Origin of the sequence: Mesorhizobium sp. B2-4-6 (genome assembly GCF_006442775.1) — a bacterium.
GTDB lineage: Bacteria > Pseudomonadota > Alphaproteobacteria > Rhizobiales > Rhizobiaceae > Mesorhizobium.
The window spans coordinates 124495-144099 of sequence record NZ_VFVI01000007.1; the positions used below are offsets into that span (position 1 = coordinate 124495).

Annotated in this window: 13 protein-coding genes; 9 read left to right on the top strand and 4 right to left on the bottom strand. The window is 65.2% G+C overall.

Annotation, left to right across the window (positions count from 1 at the left end; all coding sequences use genetic code 11):
- Positions 1-135: 135 nt before the first annotated feature.
- Positions 136-4218 carry an SEL1-like repeat protein gene (locus FJ957_RS18820; RefSeq protein ID WP_140833899.1) on the bottom strand — a complete coding sequence of 1361 codons (4083 nt, stop codon included), beginning with the start codon at positions 4216-4218 and terminating at the stop codon, positions 136-138.
- A 455-nt stretch (positions 4219-4673) separates the two neighbouring features.
- On the opposite strand from FJ957_RS18820, the gene FJ957_RS18825 reads away from it, so the two are divergent.
- The 5 genes from FJ957_RS18825 to FJ957_RS18845 all read left to right on the top strand — a co-directional run bounded on the left by FJ957_RS18825 (position 4674) and on the right by FJ957_RS18845 (position 11871).
- Entirely contained in the window at positions 4674-5138 is a 465-nt protein-coding gene (locus tag FJ957_RS18825; RefSeq protein WP_140673427.1) for a MerR family DNA-binding transcriptional regulator, read from the top strand.
- Positions 5139-5372: 234 nt separating this feature from the next.
- Positions 5373-7169 carry an acyl-CoA dehydrogenase gene (locus tag FJ957_RS18830; protein WP_140833901.1) on the top strand — a complete coding sequence of 599 codons (1797 nt, stop codon included), beginning with the start codon at positions 5373-5375 and terminating at the stop codon, positions 7167-7169.
- Positions 7170-7221: 52 nt separating this feature from the next.
- Positions 7222-8394 carry an acyl-CoA dehydrogenase family protein gene (locus FJ957_RS18835; RefSeq protein ID WP_140833903.1) on the top strand — a complete coding sequence of 391 codons (1173 nt, stop codon included), beginning with the start codon at positions 7222-7224 and terminating at the stop codon, positions 8392-8394.
- Between the two features lie 33 nt (positions 8395-8427).
- Entirely contained in the window at positions 8428-9636 is a 1209-nt protein-coding gene (locus FJ957_RS18840; protein WP_140645285.1) for an acetyl-CoA C-acetyltransferase, read from the top strand.
- Between the two features lie 15 nt (positions 9637-9651).
- Positions 9652-11871, top strand: a complete 2220-nt coding sequence (locus FJ957_RS18845) for a 3-hydroxyacyl-CoA dehydrogenase NAD-binding domain-containing protein (protein WP_140833905.1) — start codon at positions 9652-9654, stop codon at positions 11869-11871.
- A 193-nt stretch (positions 11872-12064) separates the two neighbouring features.
- On the opposite strand, the gene FJ957_RS18850 is transcribed toward FJ957_RS18845, so the two are convergent.
- Positions 12065-13708, bottom strand: a complete 1644-nt coding sequence (locus tag FJ957_RS18850) for a hypothetical protein (RefSeq protein ID WP_140833907.1) — start codon at positions 13706-13708, stop codon at positions 12065-12067.
- A gap of 320 nt (positions 13709-14028) precedes the next feature.
- On the opposite strand from FJ957_RS18850, the gene FJ957_RS18855 reads away from it, so the two are divergent.
- Together FJ957_RS18855 and FJ957_RS18860 are read left to right on the top strand one after the other, a co-directional pair.
- Positions 14029-14670 (top strand): helix-turn-helix transcriptional regulator, encoded by a 642-nt coding sequence (locus FJ957_RS18855; protein WP_140833909.1) that lies wholly within the window; start codon positions 14029-14031, stop codon positions 14668-14670.
- Between the two features lie 10 nt (positions 14671-14680).
- Positions 14681-15538, top strand: a complete 858-nt coding sequence (locus FJ957_RS18860) for a thermonuclease family protein (RefSeq protein ID WP_348642562.1) — start codon at positions 14681-14683, stop codon at positions 15536-15538.
- Here the strand turns inward: FJ957_RS18860 and FJ957_RS18865 are convergent.
- Positions 15501-17150, bottom strand: a complete 1650-nt coding sequence (locus FJ957_RS18865; protein WP_140833913.1) for a lysine--tRNA ligase — start codon at positions 17148-17150, stop codon at positions 15501-15503. The two genes, FJ957_RS18860 and FJ957_RS18865, sit on opposite strands and share 38 nt — an antisense overlap.
- Before the next feature lie 156 nt (positions 17151-17306).
- Here FJ957_RS18865 and FJ957_RS18870 point away from each other — a divergent pair, with 156 nt between their 5' ends.
- Positions 17307-17720: a tellurite resistance TerB family protein gene (locus FJ957_RS18870; protein WP_140833915.1), complete on the top strand. Its 414-nt coding sequence runs from the start codon at positions 17307-17309 to the stop codon at positions 17718-17720.
- 14 nt (positions 17721-17734) lie between these two features.
- On the opposite strand, the gene FJ957_RS18875 is transcribed toward FJ957_RS18870, so the two are convergent.
- Positions 17735-18556, bottom strand: a complete 822-nt coding sequence (locus tag FJ957_RS18875) for a transporter substrate-binding domain-containing protein (protein WP_140834235.1) — start codon at positions 18554-18556, stop codon at positions 17735-17737.
- A 277-nt stretch (positions 18557-18833) separates the two neighbouring features.
- Between FJ957_RS18875 and FJ957_RS18880 the strand changes: the two genes are divergently transcribed.
- Complete coding sequence (locus tag FJ957_RS18880) at positions 18834-19565, top strand: LuxR family transcriptional regulator (RefSeq protein WP_140833917.1); 732 nt, start codon at positions 18834-18836, stop codon at positions 19563-19565.
- Positions 19566-19605 lie beyond the last annotated feature (40 nt).

Consider the following 19605-nt stretch of genomic DNA (forward strand, 5'->3'; position numbering starts at 1 on the left):
CACCGAAAAGCCAATTTTTTCTTGCGGCGGCGCGGCGGCGGATTCAACCCCCGCCGCCGCGCCGAAACAAAAACCATCTCAATCAGTTAACAGGCAAATGTGTGGCAAGGCGTCGTGTATGCGACGCGCGTGCCGTTATTTCTTCGCCAGGAGCGCCTTGACGAGCGGCGCGTCGATCTCGCCGGTCGGCTTCATCTTGTTGTCGGTCTGGAAGGCCATGATGGCGTCCTTGGTCTTGCCGCCCATCACGCCGTCGGCGCCGCCGGCATCGTAGCCGTTCTTGTTGAGGATCAGCTGGATGTTCTTCACCGCCTTCTTCATGTCGATGCTGGCGGTGGTCTGCGGCGCGCTGTCCTGCCAGGACTCCGGAACGTCGGCCGAGTTGGCGGCCGCGTTGAGCGGCTTGGCCTTCCACAATTCGGCGGCCGCGCGCGCTCGCTCGAGCTGCTCGGGCCGCAGCGCGTTGGCGATCTCGTCGCGCTTGGCGGCGGCGTCCTTGTCGCCGGTCTTGGCGACCAGCGCGAACCATTTGTAGGATTCTTCCAGGTTCTGCTTCATGCCGACGCCCTTGGCGGCCAGGATGCCGAGGTTGAACTGGCTGTCCTTGACGCCGAGGTCGGCGGCTTCCTGGAACCAGTGCGTCGCCGATTCATTGTCGGTCACGCCGTCCGCCGCCATGGCGAACAGCACCGCCAGATTGTGCATTGCGCTGGCATTGCCCTGTTCGGCGGCGAGTTGGTAGTAGGTCTTGGCCTTCTTGATGTCGCGCGCGACGCCGATGCCTTTTTCGTAGAAATTGCCGATACGGTATTCGGCCGGCGCGAAGCCGAGCTCGGCTGACTGCTCATACCATTTGGCGGCTGCCTTCATGTCTTCCTTCACGCCGCGCGATTCCGCGTAGCGCGAGCCGATCTCGAACAGCGCCTTGGCGTCGCCGCCGGCGGCCGCGTCGCGCAGCGTCACCGGCCCGATTTCGGAGGGAATGTCGAATTTGGCCGCGGCTGTCTGGCTTGCCGCAGGCGGCACGGCGCCTGTCGTGTCGGCGGAGGTGGCTGCCGGTGCGCCGGCGGGGGTGCTCTCGGCGGCGGGGCTGGCCGTCTCTGGGGCCTTGGCCATCGGCTGCGTGTCGCCATCCGTGTCCGTCGCGGTGGCGGCTGCGGCAGGTTCGGACGGCGTCGCCGAGCCCATCGGGGCCGGCGCCGGCTCGGCAGGAGCGGCAAGCGCCACTGGCGCGGGCGTCGGTTCGGCCGGCATGGCGGCGGCTTCAGGACTTGCGGGGATGGAAGCGGCCGGCGCCGCGTCCTTGACAGGCTCGGCCTGCCTGACGGGGTGGGCTGGGGTGCTTTCGGCCTGCGCGGTGTCCGTGTCGGCCTTCGGTGCGGCTGTGGCATCGAGCGAAGCCGTATCGATCGTCTGCGTGGAGACGATCGGTGCGGGCTGGTTGTTGGCCGTTTCGACGGGATCGGCCAAGAAGGCCTTGCCCAGTTGCAGGCCCGCCAGCGCCATCATGATCGCGGCGGCCGCCATCAGGATCGGCTTGCGCCGCGCCTTGAGCAGGTCGCCTATCCTCAGCGCCTTCACCGGGCCGGTCATGGTCGATTGCCGCTTCAGTGTGTCGGCTTCCGCTGCGGCGGCCTGCGCCGCGCGGCGGGCCGCAGCGATGAAATCGGACTTGGCGGCGTCGCCCTCGGCGCGCCGGGTCGGCTGGCCGCCACGCTCGTCGCGCACGCGCTTCATGATGGCGTTGAGGTCCGGCGCGCCGGAACCTGGTTCCAATGGCCGGTTGGCGGCCTTCGGGTCAAGCGGCTCGTCGATGTCGACGCTTGGCACGTCGCCCACCAGCGCCGAGCCGGCAAGCGGCTGCGTATCCGCATCCTTCTTGCCCTTGAAGGCGCGCGCCAGGCCGCTGAACATCGATTTCCTGCGGCCTGCCGTCTCGCTCTTGTCGCCGATCACGTCCGGTCCGAGCGCTGCCATGGCCGCTGCGGCCGCGGCTTCCGCGGGCGTGCGCGGTGCATCTGGCTCATCGCGCTCATCGCGCATGATCGCCGCGGCGCGGCCTTCCAGGCTGGCCATGTCTCCCGTGAGCGGCAGCGGCTGATCGATGTCCATCGAAGGCGCATCCTGCACCGCGATCTTGCCGCCGCGACCGCCGCGCTTGCCGGCCGGTTGCGGATCGACCAGCTCGCTGACCGCTTCGCTGGCCTCGCTCGTTTCCAACGAGCCCAGCCGGTCGACGATCTTCAGCAGCGTGTCGTGGATCGCCTCGAATGTCCGCGAGTTGCGCTCGTCAGAGCGCCGGGTGAGCGCCTCGAGCGTCTTCAGGTCCTGGGCGAGACCGGCAACGGCGGTCGCGTTGGTCTGGGCCGTGCTGGACGTCGAGTCGGAAAGCGATTTGACGGCGCTCTCGGCCGCCTCGCGCGCCACGCTCAGGATGGAATCGCGCGTGCCGGCCAGCGACTTCTCGATCTGGTTGAGGCGCGGGCTGATGTCTTCGAACTCGGGCAGCGGCGTGCCGGGCTTGGAAAGATGCGCCGACAGGCCGGCGACCTGCGCTTCCAGGCTGCGGATCAGCGCCGGATCGATGCCCGCGACCTGCTGCGCGGACGATTCCAGCCGACTGGAAATGTCCTCGAGCCGGCGTTCCAGCCCGCGGATCGCCATCTCGTTGGCGGGATCGGGCGTGTGCGTCTCGATGCGCTCGGCCAAAGCGGTGAAGCGGGCGTCGATCGCCTCCATGATGCCCGCGCTCTCGTCCCGGCGCGTGCGCTGGTCGAGCCTGTCCGCGACCTCGTCCAGCCGACGCTCGAGATCGCGGAACAGCATATTGCCCTGTTCGATCGCATCGCCCTGGCGGCGCTCAAGCAGCATTGACAGCGCGTCGAAGCGCTGCTCAAGGCCCTGGAAGATGTGGTCGGCATCTGGCATGGCCGGCGCGCGGTCCATCTTGTCGGTGATCAAGGCGATCTGCTTGCCGAGCCGCTCCATGGCCTGCTCGGGCAGGTCCGCCCTGCCGGCCAGCTGATCCACACGGCTGGACAGGAGACTGAGGCGATCCAGAACTTCCGCTCCAGGCCGCGACTGTGCGACCTCTTCGATCTGAACCGCCAGGGAGGCCATGCGCTTCTCGATCCGGCCGAAGCTTTCGGGATCGAAGGCATTGGCCTGCGCGGCCACCGTCGACGCGACGATGGCGCGCGAAATCTCATCCAGCCGCTCGTCGATCATGGCGAGCGTCTCGCCGCCGCGCGCGGTCTGCTGGCCGGCGAAACGGTCGACCGCGCCGGCAAGCGTGCGCACCTTCTCCTCCAGCGAACGCAGCGAAAGCGATTCCGGCAGGTTGCTGACGGCGCTGCTGATCTGTTCGAGCCGGTCGGTCAGCACCGAAAGGCTCGGGCCTTCGGCGCGCTTGCGCTGGTCGGCGTCGACGCGGTCCTCGAAGGCGCTCCAGCGGCGGTCGAAATCGTCCCAGCGGCGGTCGACTTTCTGCAGGCTTTCCTCGCGCGCCAGCGTGTCCAGCGCGCCCTTCACCTGTTCCAGTTCCAGCCGCAGCAGGTTGACGCTGCGGTCGTCGCTTTTTTCGGCGAGCGCCTGGATGGCTCCCGAAAGCCGCTCGAATTCGAGGCCGAGCTCGGCGCTGCTCTTGTCGGGCATGCCGTTGGACGGAGCGCCACCCTGGCTGTTGGCCTGCATGGCGCGATCGATGTCCTGGCGGAACGCTTCGAATTCGCGCTGCAGGCCGACGGTCATCTGGTGGCGCAGTTCCTCGCGCAGGCCGCGCAGTTCGACGGCGATCTTGCCGACCATGGCGACGCTGTCTTCCTGGCCGCGCACCCGGTCGATGTCACGCGCGATCGCCTGGTAGCTCTGGCCGAAGGCGGGTGCGGCGGGCGTCGGATTTTGCGGGGCGCGATTTTGCGGCCATTGGTTCTGCGGGCCGGGATTTTGCGGTGCCGGATTCTGCTGCGGCCGGTCCAGCGGCCTTTGCGCGGAATAGGTATCCTCGTACCAGCGCGGCTGGCCGTAAGGCTGCGTGCTTGGATAACGCGGCCCGACCGGCGGCCGCCGCGGGTCGGGGCGATCGGGCATGTCGGCGCGCGTCCGGTCCAGGCGCTGCTCCAGCGTTTCGAGCGAGCGGTTCAGTTCTTCGAGCGAGGGCTGCGGCCGGCGTTGCCTGCCGGCGTTGAGTGTATCGAGATAAGACCGCTTGCTGTTCATCGATGCGCCCGTGTTCAGAATGGCCGGCCAAAGGCCGGTTTCCCAAAGTCCTGTCGGGAACGAAGCGAGCCGGGCGGTTTTGCCGCGGAGGAAGACGGGCTTCCCGGGTTTTCACCCGCGCTTCGAAAAACCGTGAAAAATTCGCTACAGGATAAACACGGGTGACCGACATGCGCACATTTCGCCCAACGTGGTAAACAAGGCGTTAACCAAGCTTAAGAAGACGCGCATAAATCATGTGCCGCCTTTTGGGTGGTGCGGCATAATGGGCCGTTTTGACAACGCCCTTGCGTCACCCCGCGGCTGTCGATATAGAATTGACGTAAACGTAAAAGGTGCGAAGCCGTGCCTCTTGCGATTGACTTGTTGCAACCACGATTGGAAGCACGCCCCCGCTTCCATTCAGGCGACGCTTGGTCCGCGACCGCGACGCCACCAGGGGAAAGCCAGTGACCATGAAACTTGTTTCGCCCGGCGAAGCCGCGGCCAATACCAATGACATACCGGTCGAAGCCGGCGAGGAATTCGTCCGCATAGGCGAGATGGCCAAGAAATACGGTGTGACGCTGCGCACGCTGCGTTTCTATGAAGACAAGGGCCTGCTCAATCCGCATCGCGACGGCTCGACCCGTCTCTATACGCGCCGCGACAAGGCCCGGCTGAAGCTGATCCTGCTCGGCCGCAAGGTCGGGTTCTCGCTGCGCGACGTCAAGCAGATGATGGATCTCTACGATCCGACCGGCACCAACACCAAGCAGCTGCGGCTGGCCCTCGACAAATCGGAGAAGCAGCTCGCCCGCCTGCAGAAGCAGCGTGCGCTGATCGACGACGCCATCAACGAGTTGAGCACGTCGATGACGGCGGTGCGCCAGATGCTTGTCGAGCGCACTGCGGCGCCGCAGGCCAGCGCCGCCGGCTAACGCAGGCCCTCGATAGCGACGATCCCAGAAATGGGGAGCCGCGCGGCTATGGCCGCGCGGCTTTTTTGTCGCCACAATGCCGAACCGCTCACGTAAATTTTGGGCTGCGACGAAGTTGACGTTTACGCAAACGTCAATATTTGCTATCGAGGCATCGACATTGGCCCGGCCCCCTGTTCAGGACGTGGATAAGGAACTTGCTGGCCGGCCGGCACTATAAGGGTGGAGGAAGGCATGACGATCTACAGGGCGCCGGTCCAGGACACGCTGTTCGTTCTCAACGACGTGCTGGGCTATCAGCGCTATTCCAATCTTCCGGGCTTCTCGGATGCGACGCCCGACGTGCTCGAGGCGATCCTCGCCGAGGGCGCCAAGCTTGCCGAAAACGTCATGCATCCGTTGAACCGCGTCGGCGACATGGAAGGCTGCGTGCGCCATGACGATGGCTCGGTGACGACGCCCAAGGGTTTCAAGGACGCTTACGACCAGTATCGCGAAGGCGGCTGGATGGGGCTTGCAGCGCCTGCCGAGTTCGGCGGCCAGGGCCTCCCTTACGCCGTCCACACCGCCGTCTCCGAATATATGATCTCCGCCAACATGGCGTTGATGATGTATCCCGGCCTGACGCAAGGCGCGATCGCGGCCATCGTCACCCACGGCACGGACGAGCAGAAGGCGACATGGCTGCCCAGGCTGATCGAGGGCACCTGGACCGGCACCATGAACCTGACCGAGCCGCATTGCGGCACCGACCTCGGCCTGCTGCGCACCAAGGCCGTTCCCAACGGCGACGGCACCTACAGGATTTCCGGCCAGAAGATCTTCATCTCCGCCGGCGAGCACGACATGTCGGACAATATCGTCCATCTGGTGCTTGCCCGCGCCGAGGGCGCGCCGGAAGGCGTGAAGGGCATCTCGCTGTTCATCGTGCCGAAGCTCAAGCTCGATGCCTCGGGCAATCCCGGCCAGCGCAACACGCTCTCCTGCGGCTCGATCGAGGAGAAGATGGGCATCCACGGCAACTCGACCTGCGTCATGAATTATGACGAGGCGGAGGGCACGCTGCTCGGCGAATTGAACGGCGGCCTGAAGGCCATGTTCACGATGATGAACGAGGCCCGCCTCGGTGTCGGCCTGCAGGGGCTTTCGGTCTCCGAGATCGCCTATCAGAACGCCGTCTCCTACGCCAAGGATCGCCTGCAGGGCCGCTCGCTGTCGGGCGCCAAGGCGCCGGACAAGAAGGCCGACCCGATCATCGTCCATCCCGACATCCGCCGTTCGCTGATGACCATGAAGGCGTTCAACGAGGCCGGCCGCGCGCTGGCGTTGTGGACGGCGATCAAGTCCGACGTCGCGCATCGCTCCGGCGACGACAAGGACCGCCAGGCGGCCGACGACTACACCGGCTTGATGACGCCGGTGGTCAAGGGCGTGCTCACCGATAAGGGTTTCGATCATGCGGTGATGGCGCAGCAGGTGTTCGGCGGCCACGGCTACATCGAAGAGCACGGCATGAGCCAGTTCGTGCGCGACGCCCGCATCGCCATGATCTATGAAGGCGCCAACGGCATCCAGGCGCTCGACCTCGTCGGCCGCAAGCTGGCGCAAAATGGCGGCCGCGCCGTGCAAGCCTTTTTCAAGGAAGTCGGCGAGTTTTGCGAGGAAAACCGCGCCGACGAAAAGATGGCGTCCTTCACCAAGGCGCTGAAGAAGGGTCTCAACGATTTGCAGGCGGCCACCATGTGGCTGGTGCAGAACGCCATGGCCAAGCCCGACAATGCCGGTGCAGCCTCGACCGATTACATGCATCTCTTCGGCCTGGTGGCGCTGGGCTACATGTGGGCGCAGATGGCGAAGTCGGCGCAGGCGAAGCTAGCCGAAGGCGCCAATGGCGCTTCGGCGTTCTACGACACCAAGCTGGTGACCGCACGCTTCTTCATGGAGCGCGTCATGCCGGAGACGGCGACGCGTCTTGCCCGCATCTCGAGTGGCGCGGACACGCTAATGGCGTTGCCGGCGGAAGCGTTCTAGGTTTGTCGGGCCGGGATCGCCGGTCCACCAAAGTCGGAACGCGGAGGAAATCGTGGCGACAAATCCAGCCGAAATTCTTGGCCTGCCGAAGCCCGCCTGGGCGGCGGACGAAGTCGGCATGCTCTACGACATGGCGTCCCGCTTCATGTCGGAAGAAATCGCGCCGCGCTATGACGAGTTCGAGAAGAACGAGATGTTCGACCGCGAGAGCTGGCTGAAGGCCGGGGCCGCCGGCCTGCTCTGCGCTTCCATGCCGGAGAAATACGGTGGCTCGGGCGGCACCTTCGCCCATGAGAGCGCCATCATCGAGGCGATCGGCCATGTCGGCGTCGACGGCTTCGGCATCGGCCTGCACAATTCGATCGTGGCACCCTACATCCTGCATTACGGCTCAGAGGAGCAGAAGCAAAAATGGCTGCCCAAGCTCGCGACCGGCGAGCTGATCGGCGCCATCGCCATGACGGAGCCCGGCGCCGGCTCCGACCTGCAGGGCGTCAAGACCCGCGCCGAGAAGGACGGCAACCATTACAAGATCAGCGGCTCGAAAACCTTCATCACCAATGGCCAGCTCGCCAACCTGATCATCGTCGTCACCAAGACCGACCCCGACAAGGGCGCCAAGGGCACCTCGCTGATCGTCGTCGAAACCGGCGAGGTCGAGGGCTTCGAGCGCGGCCGCAATCTCGACAAGATTGGGCTGAAGTCGAACGACACCTCCGAGCTGTTCTTCAACGACGTGCGCGTGCCGACCTCGAACCTGCTCGGCCACGAAGAGGGCAAGGGCTTCGTCCAGCTGATGCAGCAACTGCCGCAGGAACGCCTGCAGATCGGCACCGGCGCGATCGCCATGATCGAGCGGGCGCTGGCGCTCACCATCGACTACGTCAAGGAACGCAAGGCCTTCGGCAAGGCCGTCATCGATTTCCAGAACACGCAGTTCAAGCTGGCCGAATTGAAGACCGAGGCGACCATCGGCCGCGTCTTCTACAATGACTGCGTCGCCCGCCACATCGATGGCGGGCTCGATCCGGTGACCGCTTCGATGGCCAAATACTGGCTCAGCGACCTGCAGGGCAAAGTCGTCGATGAATGCCTTCAACTGCATGGCGGCTATGGCTACATGAATGAATATCCGATCGCCCGCATGTACCGCGACGCCCGCGTCCAGCGCATCTACGGCGGCACCAACGAAATCATGAAATTGCTGATCGGGCGCTCTCTGTGAGCGCGGCGGCCGGCAAAGCCAAGGAGCACGAAAATGACTGAGGCTTACGTCTATGACGCCGTGCGCACGCCGCGCGGCAAGGGCAAGAAGGATGGCTCGCTGCACGAGGTGCCGGCGGTCAGGCTCGCCGCCAGGACGCTCGAGGCGCTGCGCGACCGCAACGGGCTCGACACCGGCACTGTCGACGACATCATCTTCGGCTGCGTCGACCCGGTCGGCGAGGCCGGCTCCGTCATTCCGCGCGCCGCCGCCTTCGAGGCCGGCTACGACACAAAGGCGCCCGGCATGCAGATCTCGCGCTTCTGCGCCTCCGGCCTCGACGCCATCAATTTCGGCGCCGCCAAGATCGCGCAAGGCGCGGACGAGATCGTCATTGCGGGCGGCGTCGAATCCATGTCGCGCGTCGGCATGGGCATGTCCGGCGGCGCCTGGTTCATGGACCCTTCCGTCGGCCTGCCCGGCTGGTTCGTGCCACAGGGCATCTCGGCCGACCTGATCGCCACCAAATACGGTTTTTCCCGCGACGACGTCGACGCCTATGCCGTCGAGAGCCAGAAGCGCGCCGCCAAAGCCTGGGCCGACGGCCGTTTCAAGAATTCGGTGATCCCGATCAAGGACCAGAACGGCCTCACCATTCTCGACCATGACGAGCACATGCGGCCCTCGACCGACATGCAGTCTCTGGCCTCGCTCAACCCGTCCTTCGTCATGCCGGGCGAAATGGGCGGCTTCGACGCGGTCGCCGTCCAGAAGCACCCGGAAGTCGAAGAGGTCAATCACGTCCACCACGCCGGCAATTCCTCCGGCATCGTCGACGGCGCCGCCGCCGTGCTGCTCGGCTCCAAGAAGGCCGGCAAGGCGATGGGACTGAAGCCGCGCGCGCGCATCCGCGCCTTCGCCAACATCGGCTCGGAACCGGTGCTGATGCTGACCGGTCCGGTCGACGTCACCGAGAAACTGTTGAAGCGCGCCAAGATGAAGCAGTCGGACATCGACCTGTTCGAGCTCAACGAGGCTTTCGCTTCCGTGGTGCTGCGCTACATGCAGGCCTTCGACATCCCGCATGACCAGATCAACGTCAATGGCGGGGCGATCGCCATGGGCCATCCGCTCGGCGCCACCGGCGCCATGATCCTGGGCACGGTGCTGGACGAACTGGAGCGCCGCGACCTCAACACCGCGCTGGTCACGCTCTGCATCGGCGCCGGCATGGGCACCGCCACCATCATCGAACGCGTCTGACGGGGAGAGAAGAAGATGACCTATACCAATTTCACCCTCGACACCGACGCCGACGGCATTGCGCTGATCACCTGGAACATGCCGGACCGCTCGATGAACGTGTTCACCGAGGAGGTGATGCGCGAGCTCAACGCCATCGTCGATCATGTGGCCGGCGATGCCGCCATCAAGGGCGCCGTCATCACCTCCGGCAAGGACAGCTTCTCAGGCGGTGCAGATATCACCATGCTGCAGAAGATGCTGGCGACCTTCGCTGCCGAGAAGGAGAATGATCTCGACAAGGCGACCAGGGCTCTGTTCGAAAACGCCGGCTACATGACCGGCCTGTTCCGCAAGCTCGAGACCTGCGGCAAGCCGTTTGTGTCGGCGATCAACGGGACTTGCATGGGCGGCGCCTTCGAGATGTCGCTTGCCTGCCACGGCCGCGTCGCCGCCGATTCCGACAAGGTGAAGATGGCGCTTCCCGAGGTGAAGATCGGTATTTTCCCCGGTGCAGGCGGCACCCAGCGCGTGCCGCGGCTGACAGACCAGCAGCAGGCGCTGCAGATGCTGACCACCGGCCAGACCCTGACGCCGCAGAAGGCGAAGGCGATGGGCCTGATCCACGAGATCGCCGAGCCTTCGAAACTCGTCGAGACCGCCAAGGCGATGATCAAGAACGGGCTGAAGCCGGTCGCTCCCTGGGACGAGAAGGGTTTCAAGCTGCCCGGCGGTCCGATCTATTCGGCCGCCGGCGCCAATCTCTGGCCGCCGGCGATCGCCATCCTGCGCCGCGAAACCTACGGCAATTATCCGGCCGCGGCCGCGATCCTGAAATGCGTCTATGAAGGCCTGCTGGTGCCCTTCGACACGGCGCTCAGGATCGAACAGCGCTATTTCACCGAGATCATGCAGTCGAAGGAGGCGGCGGCGATGATCCGCTCGCTCTTCCTGTCGCTGCAGGAACTGAACAAGGGCGCGCGCCGCCCGGCCGGCGTGCCGGACACCAAGTTCAAGAAGATCGGCATCCTCGGCGCCGGCTTCATGGGCGCCGGCATCGCCTATGTCACCGCACGCGCCGGTATTCCGGTGGTGCTGCTCGACCGCGATCTGCCCTCGGCCGAGAAGGGCAAGGCGCATTCCGACAGCCTGATGGCCGATCAGGTCAAGAAGGGCCGCGCCAAGCCGGAAGACAAGGACAAGCTGCTGTCGCTGATCACGCCGACGGCGGATTATGCCGACCTTGCCGGCTGCGATCTCGTCGTCGAGGCGGTCTTCGAGGATTCAAGCGTCAAGAAGGAAGCCACCGAGAAGGCGGAAGCGGTGCTGAAGTCGTCGGCGATCTTCGCTTCGAACACGTCGACGATCCCGATCACCGCTCTGGCGAAGAACTCGGCGCGGCCGAAGAACTTCATCGGCATCCACTTCTTCTCGCCGGTCGACAAGATGATGCTGGTCGAGATCATCCTCGGCAAGAAGACGGGCGACAAGGCCTTGGCCGTCGCCTTTGACTTCGTGCGCGCCATCAAGAAGACGCCGATCGTCGTCAACGACACGCGCGGCTTCTACGTCAACCGCTGCGTGCTGCGCTACATGTCGGAAGCCTACAAAATGCTGATCGAGGGTGTGCCCGCGCCAATGATCGAGAACGCCGCCAAGGCTGCCGGCATGCCGGTCGGCCCGCTGGCGCTGACCGACGAGACGGCCGTCGACCTTGCCCAGAAGATCATGAAGCAGACCATCCGGGATCTGGGCGAGAAGGCCGTCGATCCCAGGCAGATGGCGCTGATCGACACCATGGTCGACACGCATGGCCGCTTCGGCCGCAAGAACGGCAAGGGTTTCTACGACTATCCGGCCAAGCCGGCGAAGAAGAAGCTGTGGCCGGGCCTCAAGGACCTCTATCCGCAGCTCAACCCCGACAAGGTCGACTATGAGGAGCTGAAGCAGCGCCTGCTGGTCGCCATCGCGCTGGAAGCGGCGCGCGTGATGGAAGAGGACATCGTCACCGATCCGCGCGAGGCGGATGTCGGCTCGATCCTCGCTTTCGGCTTTGCGCCCTTCACCGGCGGCGCGCTGTCCTACATCGACGGCATCGGCGCCAAGCGTTTCGTCAAGATCGCCAAGGGCCTGCACAAGAGATACGGCGCCGAGTTCAAGGCGCCGAAGCTGTTGCTCGACATGGCCGAGAAGGGCGAGACCTTCTACCAGCGCTTCGACCCCTACCAGAAGGGTGAGGTCAAGCAGGCGGCCTGACCAGCCCCGAATACTATGTTCCGGGCGTATGGCGCGCACGATGGCCACGGCGTCCTGCCGTGGCCCCTATCGGGTCGGCAATGAAGCCGGCTGGCGTTCCGGTGCCTGCCGAGCGGGCATTCATGCTCTCGCACCGCAACCTGCGCGAACAGGCCAAGGCGGCCTGATCGCGCAAGACGGTCCGTCGGTCGCGTCAGGCAGAAGCGCCGAGCAGGAAATCGGTCACTTCGTCCGAAAAGCGCATCTTGCGGTCTTCGAAGACGACACAGCCCGTGCCTTCGGGATCGGGGCGTCCGGTCGGCATCCCATGCGCCGCAAGCGCTTCGGCGCAGCCGACCCAGTCGCCATTCGGCTCGGGCTCGTTGACGGATGCCCAGGCCAGCGTTCCGCGCGAATTATCGCCATGGCCATGCCGCTCCCTCCAGTCCGCGCCATGGTCGAGCAGGAACCGCGTGAGGCTGGCATCACCGCGAAACACGGCGTGGTTCAGCGCGGAGGCGTCCCAGTCGCCGCCGCGAACGGCGATCGGCCAGCCCAGCGTGACCATGACCTTGACTGCTTGCGCGCAGCCTTGCGCGGCAAGTTCCGGCAGCAGGCGCAACTGCCGGTCCGACAGGGAGCCCGGCAGGTCGGGCCGCCTGGCTTTGATGTCTCGCGCCATCGCTTCGTCGCTCGCCGCGCAGGCTGCAATGAAGCGCTCGTCGTCGGGAAGAGGACCGTCGTCCCATTGCCTCAGCAAGGCGGCAACGTCGGTCAGTCCAAACCGCAGCGCCGTCCGGTAGCCGCTGACCCCGTCAGGTGTCCGGACAGAGGGATCGGCGCCGGCCGCAAGCAGCGCTTCGATATGAGCGGGAGACCGCCGCCGCCGGATGGACCACAGCAGCGGCGTCCCCCAATCGGATGTGGGCTCACTCCCGGCCGGTTCGTTCGGATTGGCATCGGGAGCCGCAAGCAGGAGACGCAGCGCCTCGATGCTGTCGAGATCGAGGACCCGGTAGAGCGCGTTGGAGCCGGTGACACGCGCGCCGGCCTGGAGAAGAAGCCGCGTGCAGGCCGGGTTCTCCAGCGAATGATAGAGCGACTCGCCGTCGTTCGGGTTGGCGCCGGCATCGAGCAACAGCTTCGTTAGCGCGGGATCGTGGTTTTGTCCGGCCGCGCCATAAAGCGCGGAAAGCAGGAAACTCTCCGACGGCCTTGCAAGACTGTCCGGCGGCCACCGGCTGCCGGCCGCCTGATCGGGATCGGCACCGGCTTCGAGCAGCAGCCTGGCCGAGGCGTGGAGAGCGTCGCGAAAGCGCGGCAGCCGCACAAGGCTTGAATGCGTCACCGCGACCAGCGGCGGCAGGTTGAGCGGGCCGCCGGGCCGATTGACCCATCCGGCATCCCGGATCGTCATGTCGCGCAGCCCGGCCGCGTCGCCGATTGCGCAGGCGAGATAGGCGTCGCCGCCAACCAGATCGGGCTGCTCCTCGACCATGCGGGCGGCAGCGGCCGGGCTCGCCCGGTTGGTGCTGCCGCTGATGTCGCCGGCATAGACGAGGCCTGCCCAGTTGCGGATCGAACCGGCGCGGTCGGCGCCGTAGCTGCGACGCACCGCGACGAAGCGGCTCATCTCCGTCCAGGAGGGGAAGCCGTATTCGCGCGCCAGGCAGGATTGAGCATCATGGAGGCGTAGACCGAGTGCGCCGATCGCGGCGTCGTCCTTGCCCATGGCCGCCGGCAAGGCTTCGCGAAAGCGGGCGAGTGCTGTTGCGTCGCCGCGTCTACAAGCGGCGAGCAGTTCCTTCGCCTGCTTCTTCAATATGTCGAGATTGGGACGGTTGGGGAGTTGGCTCATGAAAACCTCCGTGCGCTTGTCGCCGAAGGTCCGCAAATCGGCTGCACAAAGGTTTGGCTACCAGTTCATCGAGGCAAGTGGGTTCAACCCTTCCCGCGGACCCGGATGCGGCTTGCACCGCGACCGAACCATAGAGTCATTCCGCCGCATGGGTCAACAAGTCGGCCCACCTGCGTCACGTCGAGAAGTTGCGACGACATTCCGTCGTGGCACCGGCAGTCAGACTTTCTTGAGTTCCGCCGGTCGTGTCGGTGGACAATCACATGGCCACGCGCTAGACAGCACTGAGGTATTTTTTCCTGTTCTGAAGGAGAGCGCGCGTGCTCTCACACGACCGCGTATGGGCCGCAATCGACGCTCTCGCCGAGCGCTATTCGCTGTCGGCTTCCGGTCTTGCCCGGCGCGCGGGCCTCGATTCGACGGCCTTCAACAAGTCGAAGCGCCTGTCTTCCGACGGCCGGCCGCGCTGGCCCTCGACCGAATCGCTGGCCAAGATCATCGAGGCCACCGGCGCTTCGCTGGAGGAATTCACCGGACTGGTCGAAGGACGCGGCGGGGCCTCCGTCGCCCAATATCGCAGCGCGGTCCCGTTGCTCGGCTTCGCCCAGGCCGGCGCGGGGGGCTTCTTCGACGATGCCGGCTATCCGGCGGGGCAGGGCTGGGATCTGGTCGAGCTTCCGGCGCGGGCGACCGAGACGTCCTACGCGTTGCAGGTCCAGGGCGATTCCATGCTGCCGCTATACCGCAACGGCGACGTGCTGATCGTCGAGCCTGGCGCACCGACCCGCAAGGGCGACCGCGTCGTCGTCAAGACCACCGCCGGCGAGGTGATGGCCAAGGTGCTCGACCGGCAAACGGTGAAATCGATCGTGCTGGTTTCGCTCAACCCCGCCCACCCGGACCGTGACATCCCGACGCGCGATATCGAATGGGTGGCGCGCATCGTCTGGGCGAGCCAGTAGGTCCGGACCGGTGCGGCTTCTTCAAACAGCCCTGGCGGTTCTGGCGCTTCCGGTTATGGCGGCGCTCGTCGTGACCGGCGGGCGTGCAATCAAAGGCCATGAGAGCACGATCGCGGTGGATCAGATCGATCCAGACGCGCTTGCAGATCCAGGCACTGAGACGCCGCCGGACGAGCCGGCGACCTCGGCCATTCCCGCGCCCGCCGCTCCGCAGCCACCTGTTCATTCGAGGGCCATCGATCCCCAAGTGGTGGCGCCGCCCGCTCTCTCGGGCAACGAACTCGAACGGGTGGAACCGCGCGCGCCGCTCAGCGATCTGGCGCTGGCCGGGCCGCCCAAGCCGCCCAAGTTGAAGATGCCGGACGACTGGAACGGCACCAAGCTGTTCCAGCCGGTCGCCACCGCCGCCGGGCTGATCGAGTCGAAGGGCTATGCGGTCGCCGTGTCCGGCGTGGACGTCGTCAAAGCCGACGAAACCTGTAGCGACGCGGGCAAGACCTGGGCCTGCGGCGCGCGCGCCAGGACAGCTTTCCGAGCTTTCCTGCGCGGCCGGGCGGTCGCCTGCACCGTGCCGCCCGAGGGCGGCCGCGACACCATTTCCGCCGAATGCCATATCGGCAATCAGGACATCGGCCAGTGGCTGGTCGAGAATGGCTGGGCACGCGCCGCGCAAGGCGGTCCCTATGTCGATGCCGAGAACAAGGCCCGCACGGCCAGGAAGGGTATTTTCGGGTCGGCGCCGAAGCTTGACGGTCTGCCGGCGCTGCCGGCCGCGTCAGGTCCGGCGCAGGTTGCGCCGGATTCGATCCTGCCGGCCGATGGCGGCGACGTTACGCCGCCAACTGACCAGCCAGCGCCCGCTCAATGAGCGCGCGTGTCTCGGCAATGCCGTAGAGCGCCGCGAAGGAACCGAAGCGCGGCCCGCGCTCCTGGCCGATCAGCACCTGGTAGATCATCTGGAAGAAGGCTACCGACACGCCGGGCCCGCCCTCCGGGCTCAGCTTGGAATGATCCTGGTAGCGCTCGATCTTGCGCGCGACGTTGAGCGCCGCGTTCTGGATCGCCTCGCCGTCGGCGCCCTGCGGCAGCGCGGCGAGCGCGTCGGAAAGCTTGGCCAGCGCCTCGCGCTCCACCTCGTCGGCGGCGCGGAAAACCTTGGTCGGCTTCACGAAATCGTCGAAATAGCGGATCGCGTAGCCGGTCAGCCGGTCGAGTTCCGGATGCGTCTTCGGCGTCACGCCCGGCGCATGCCGCGAGATGAAGCCCCACAGCACGGCCTTGTCATGCGCGTTGGAGGCGCTCACCAGGTTGAGCAGCAGCGCGAACGGCACTGGCAGGTCGATGGCCGGCGGGTTGCCGTCATGCATGTGCCATACAGGGTTGCCGAGCCGCTCCTTCCAGTCCTGGCGCGGATAGGCGCCAAGGAAAGCGTAATACTCGTCCACCGCCTTCGGGATGACGTCGAAATAGAGCTTCTTCGCCTGCCGCGGCCGCTGGTACATATAGAGGCCGAGGCTCTCCGTCGGCGCATAGGTCAGCCATTCGTCGATGGTCAGCCCATTGCCCTTCGACTTCGAAATCTTCTGGCCTTCCTCGTCGAGGAACAGTTCGTAGACGAAATGCTCCGGCGCGCGTCCGCCGAGGATGTTGCAGATGCGGTCGTAGATTGCCGCATTGGTCTGGTGGTCCTTGCCGAACATCTCGAAATCGACGCCGAGCGCCGCCCAGCGCATGCCGAAATCCGGCTTCCACTGCAGCTTCACATGGCCGCCGGTGACCGGCAGCGTCGTCTCGGTGCCTTCGTCGTCGAAGGTGATGGTGCCGGCCTTGGCGTCGACCTGCTTCATCGGCACGTAGAGCACGCGGCCGCTCCTCGGCGAGATCGGCAGGAAGGGGCTGTAGGTCGCCTGGCGCTCCGGCCCGAGCGTCGGCAGCATCACGCCCATGATCTCGTCGTAGCGCTCCGCGGCGCGCAGCAGCACCTCGTCGAAGCGGCCGGCCTTGTAATACTGCGTCGCGCTGGCGAATTCGTAGTCGAAGCCGAACGTATCGAGGAAACGGCACAGCATCGCGTTGTTGTGGTCGGCGAAGCTCGCATAGTCGCCGACGAACGGATTGGGCACCGAGGTCAGCGGCATATGCAGGTAGGGTTCCAGCGCGGCGCGGTCCGGCACGTTCTCCGGGATCTTGCGCATGCCGTCCATGTCGTCGGAGAAGCACAGAAGCTTGGTCTTGACCTTGTCCTGCGTCAGCACGCGGAAGGCGTGGCGCACCATGGTCGTGCGCGCCACCTCGCCGAACGTGCCGATATGCGGCAGGCCGGACGGGCCGTAGCCGGTCTCGAACAGCACGGTTTCGGGAAAGTCCTTGCCTTTGTAGCGGGCGATGATCTTCTTGGCTTCCTCGAACGGCCAGGCCTTGCTCTCGGCCGCCGCGGCAAGCATCTCGGGATTGAGATCGATGATGTTTGATCCCGTCATGTCAAAGTTCCAGTCATGGCCGTCTTCGCGGCGGATAAGGATTTGTCGACCGGTCTCTAGGCGTGCGAGACCGGAGCGTCAACGATTTGCGGCGGTTTTCCTTGCGGCGCCACAATCGCGCTCCTACGTTCGAGCCTCACTTTCAAGGAGTGTTGAATGCCTTTACTGACGCCGCACGAAGCCCTGATCTATCTGATGGTCATCACTTCGGCTTCTGACCGCGACATGACGGATGTCGAGCTGGCGCGGATCGGCGATGTCGTCCGCTCATGGCCGGTGTTCGTCGATTTCAACCACGACAGGCTGATCAATGTCGCGCGAGCCTGCCAGAAGGCGTTGCATGACAAGGACGGGCTGGAAGGCGTGCTCGCGCGCGTCGCCGAGGCACTGCCCGAGCGGTTGCGCGACACGGCTTACGCCGCCGCCTTCGAGGTCGCCGCCGTCGATCTCGAAATGCGTATGGAAGAGGTCAGGGTGCTGCAGCTCGTCCGCCTCAAGCTCGATCTCGATACGCTGACCGTCGCCGCGATCGCGCGGGCGGCCAAGGCGCGCCTGCGCACTCTCACCTGAAGAAGCCTGCGGGCTTAAAAAAAGCTGACAGGAAAATAGCGCAGGTAGAACTCGGCGAAGCTGCCCTTGATCGAGATTTCCTGCAGCGCGTAGTCGAAGGCGGCGGCAAGCGCGGTGTCGCTCTTGCGGGTGGCGATCGCCATGCCCGAGCCCAGATACTCCGGCGCCAGATACGGACCGCCGGCGAAGCGGCAGCAGCCGGCGGCGTCCGAACCGCCCAGCCAGAAGGCGAAGCGCATGCCGTCGCCGAAGGCGGCGTCGATCTTGCCGGCCTTGAGGCCGGCATAGAGGTCTTCCGGTGTGTCGAAGGTCACCACCTGCACGGTCTTGAAGTAATCACGCAGCATTTTCTCATGCGCCGAGCCGGCGACGACGCCGACCCGCTTGCTGCGCAATTTGTCGAGGATCGGCTCGGCGAAGGCTTGCGCCTTCGGCATGATGAAGCGCGCCGGGAATTGCATGTAGGAGCGCGAGAAGGCGTATTTCTCACGGCTCTCCGGCGTCGCGGCGATGCCGGCGATGATCGCTTCGCCTTCGCCTTTCTGGAGAGCATCCTCCAACTCGCTCCACGGCAAGGCCTGGACCTGGCATTTCTCGACGACGCCCAGTTCCGCGCAGATCGCCCGCGCCAGATCGATATGGAAACCCGACAGGCGGCCAGCGCCGTCGAGGAAGTTGAAGGGCGGAAAATCGGTGGTGGTGAGGAATCTGAGCCGCGGCAGCGCGGAGAGGTCGGGCTTCGGCAGTCGCTCCTTGGCGTCCCACAGCACCGGAACCTGCGGCTCCGCCGCCTGAGTCGCATCGGCGAGAGGCAACGCGCCGCCCACCAGCGACATCAGGGCCAGAAATATCCACCGCAAGATCACGATATGGCTCCGCGCTTGTCCCTTTCCTCGGCTTTTCGTATGAAAATGGGGCAGGCACAACGGTTTTTGATTTCAAGCCGCCGAATTAGGCGTATGATTCAGCGCGTTGCAAGTGACCTGCGGGCCGGAAGGGGGAAGCTACCGGCTTTGCTGAGGCAATTGCGACCCGAGGTTGATGGCGAAGGGGTGTTCGGGCATCTACCGTCGGCAACGAGAAAAATAGAAGCAACATGGGGTAGATGTTGCGATGGGCCTGTTTGACAGAACTCTGGAATACATAGACCAGTTGCAGCATGCTGGCACCGCAGCCGCGGTCTGCGAGAGGCTGCTCGGCGTCACCTCGAACTTCGGCCTGACCGCATTGATGGCGGGAACGGTGCCGCAGCCGGGCACGCCGCGTGGCCGGCAGAAACAGCACGTGATGCTTTGCGATTGGCCCGGCGATTGGCTGGAGCGCTATGTGGCGCGCAACTATGTCGATCACGATCCGGTCGTCAGTCACATGAAGCAGCTTCAGGCCCCGTTCCAATGGGGGGACGCTTCCAAGAACGCCCTGATCGACAAGAGCAGCGACGAAGTCATGGGCGACGCGCGCGAGTTCAAGCTGCGCGACGGCCTGGCATTTCCGCTGGTCACGCTCGATAGCCAGATCGTCATGGTCTCGCTGGGCGGCGAATCCGTGGAATTGTCGGATGCGGAATTCGGAATGGTGTCGCTCGCCTCGACCTATGCGATCGGCCGCGCCATGCAACTGCACACCAAGGCCGACAGCGTCATCGATCACATTGAATTGACGGCGCGTGAGCGGGAGTGTCTGCAATGGGCCGCCGTCGGCAAGTCCGAATGGGAGATATCTCAAATTTTAGGCATCTCGGAACACACTTCCGAGAAACATCTTCTTAACGCCAAGAGCAAACTGGGCGCAGCCAACCGTGTGCAGGCAGTCGCGGAGGCGATTAGACGTGGCTATATTAGCTAGGTCGGCCGTGCCGACCTAGAAGTTCTTGCCTGCGCATTCG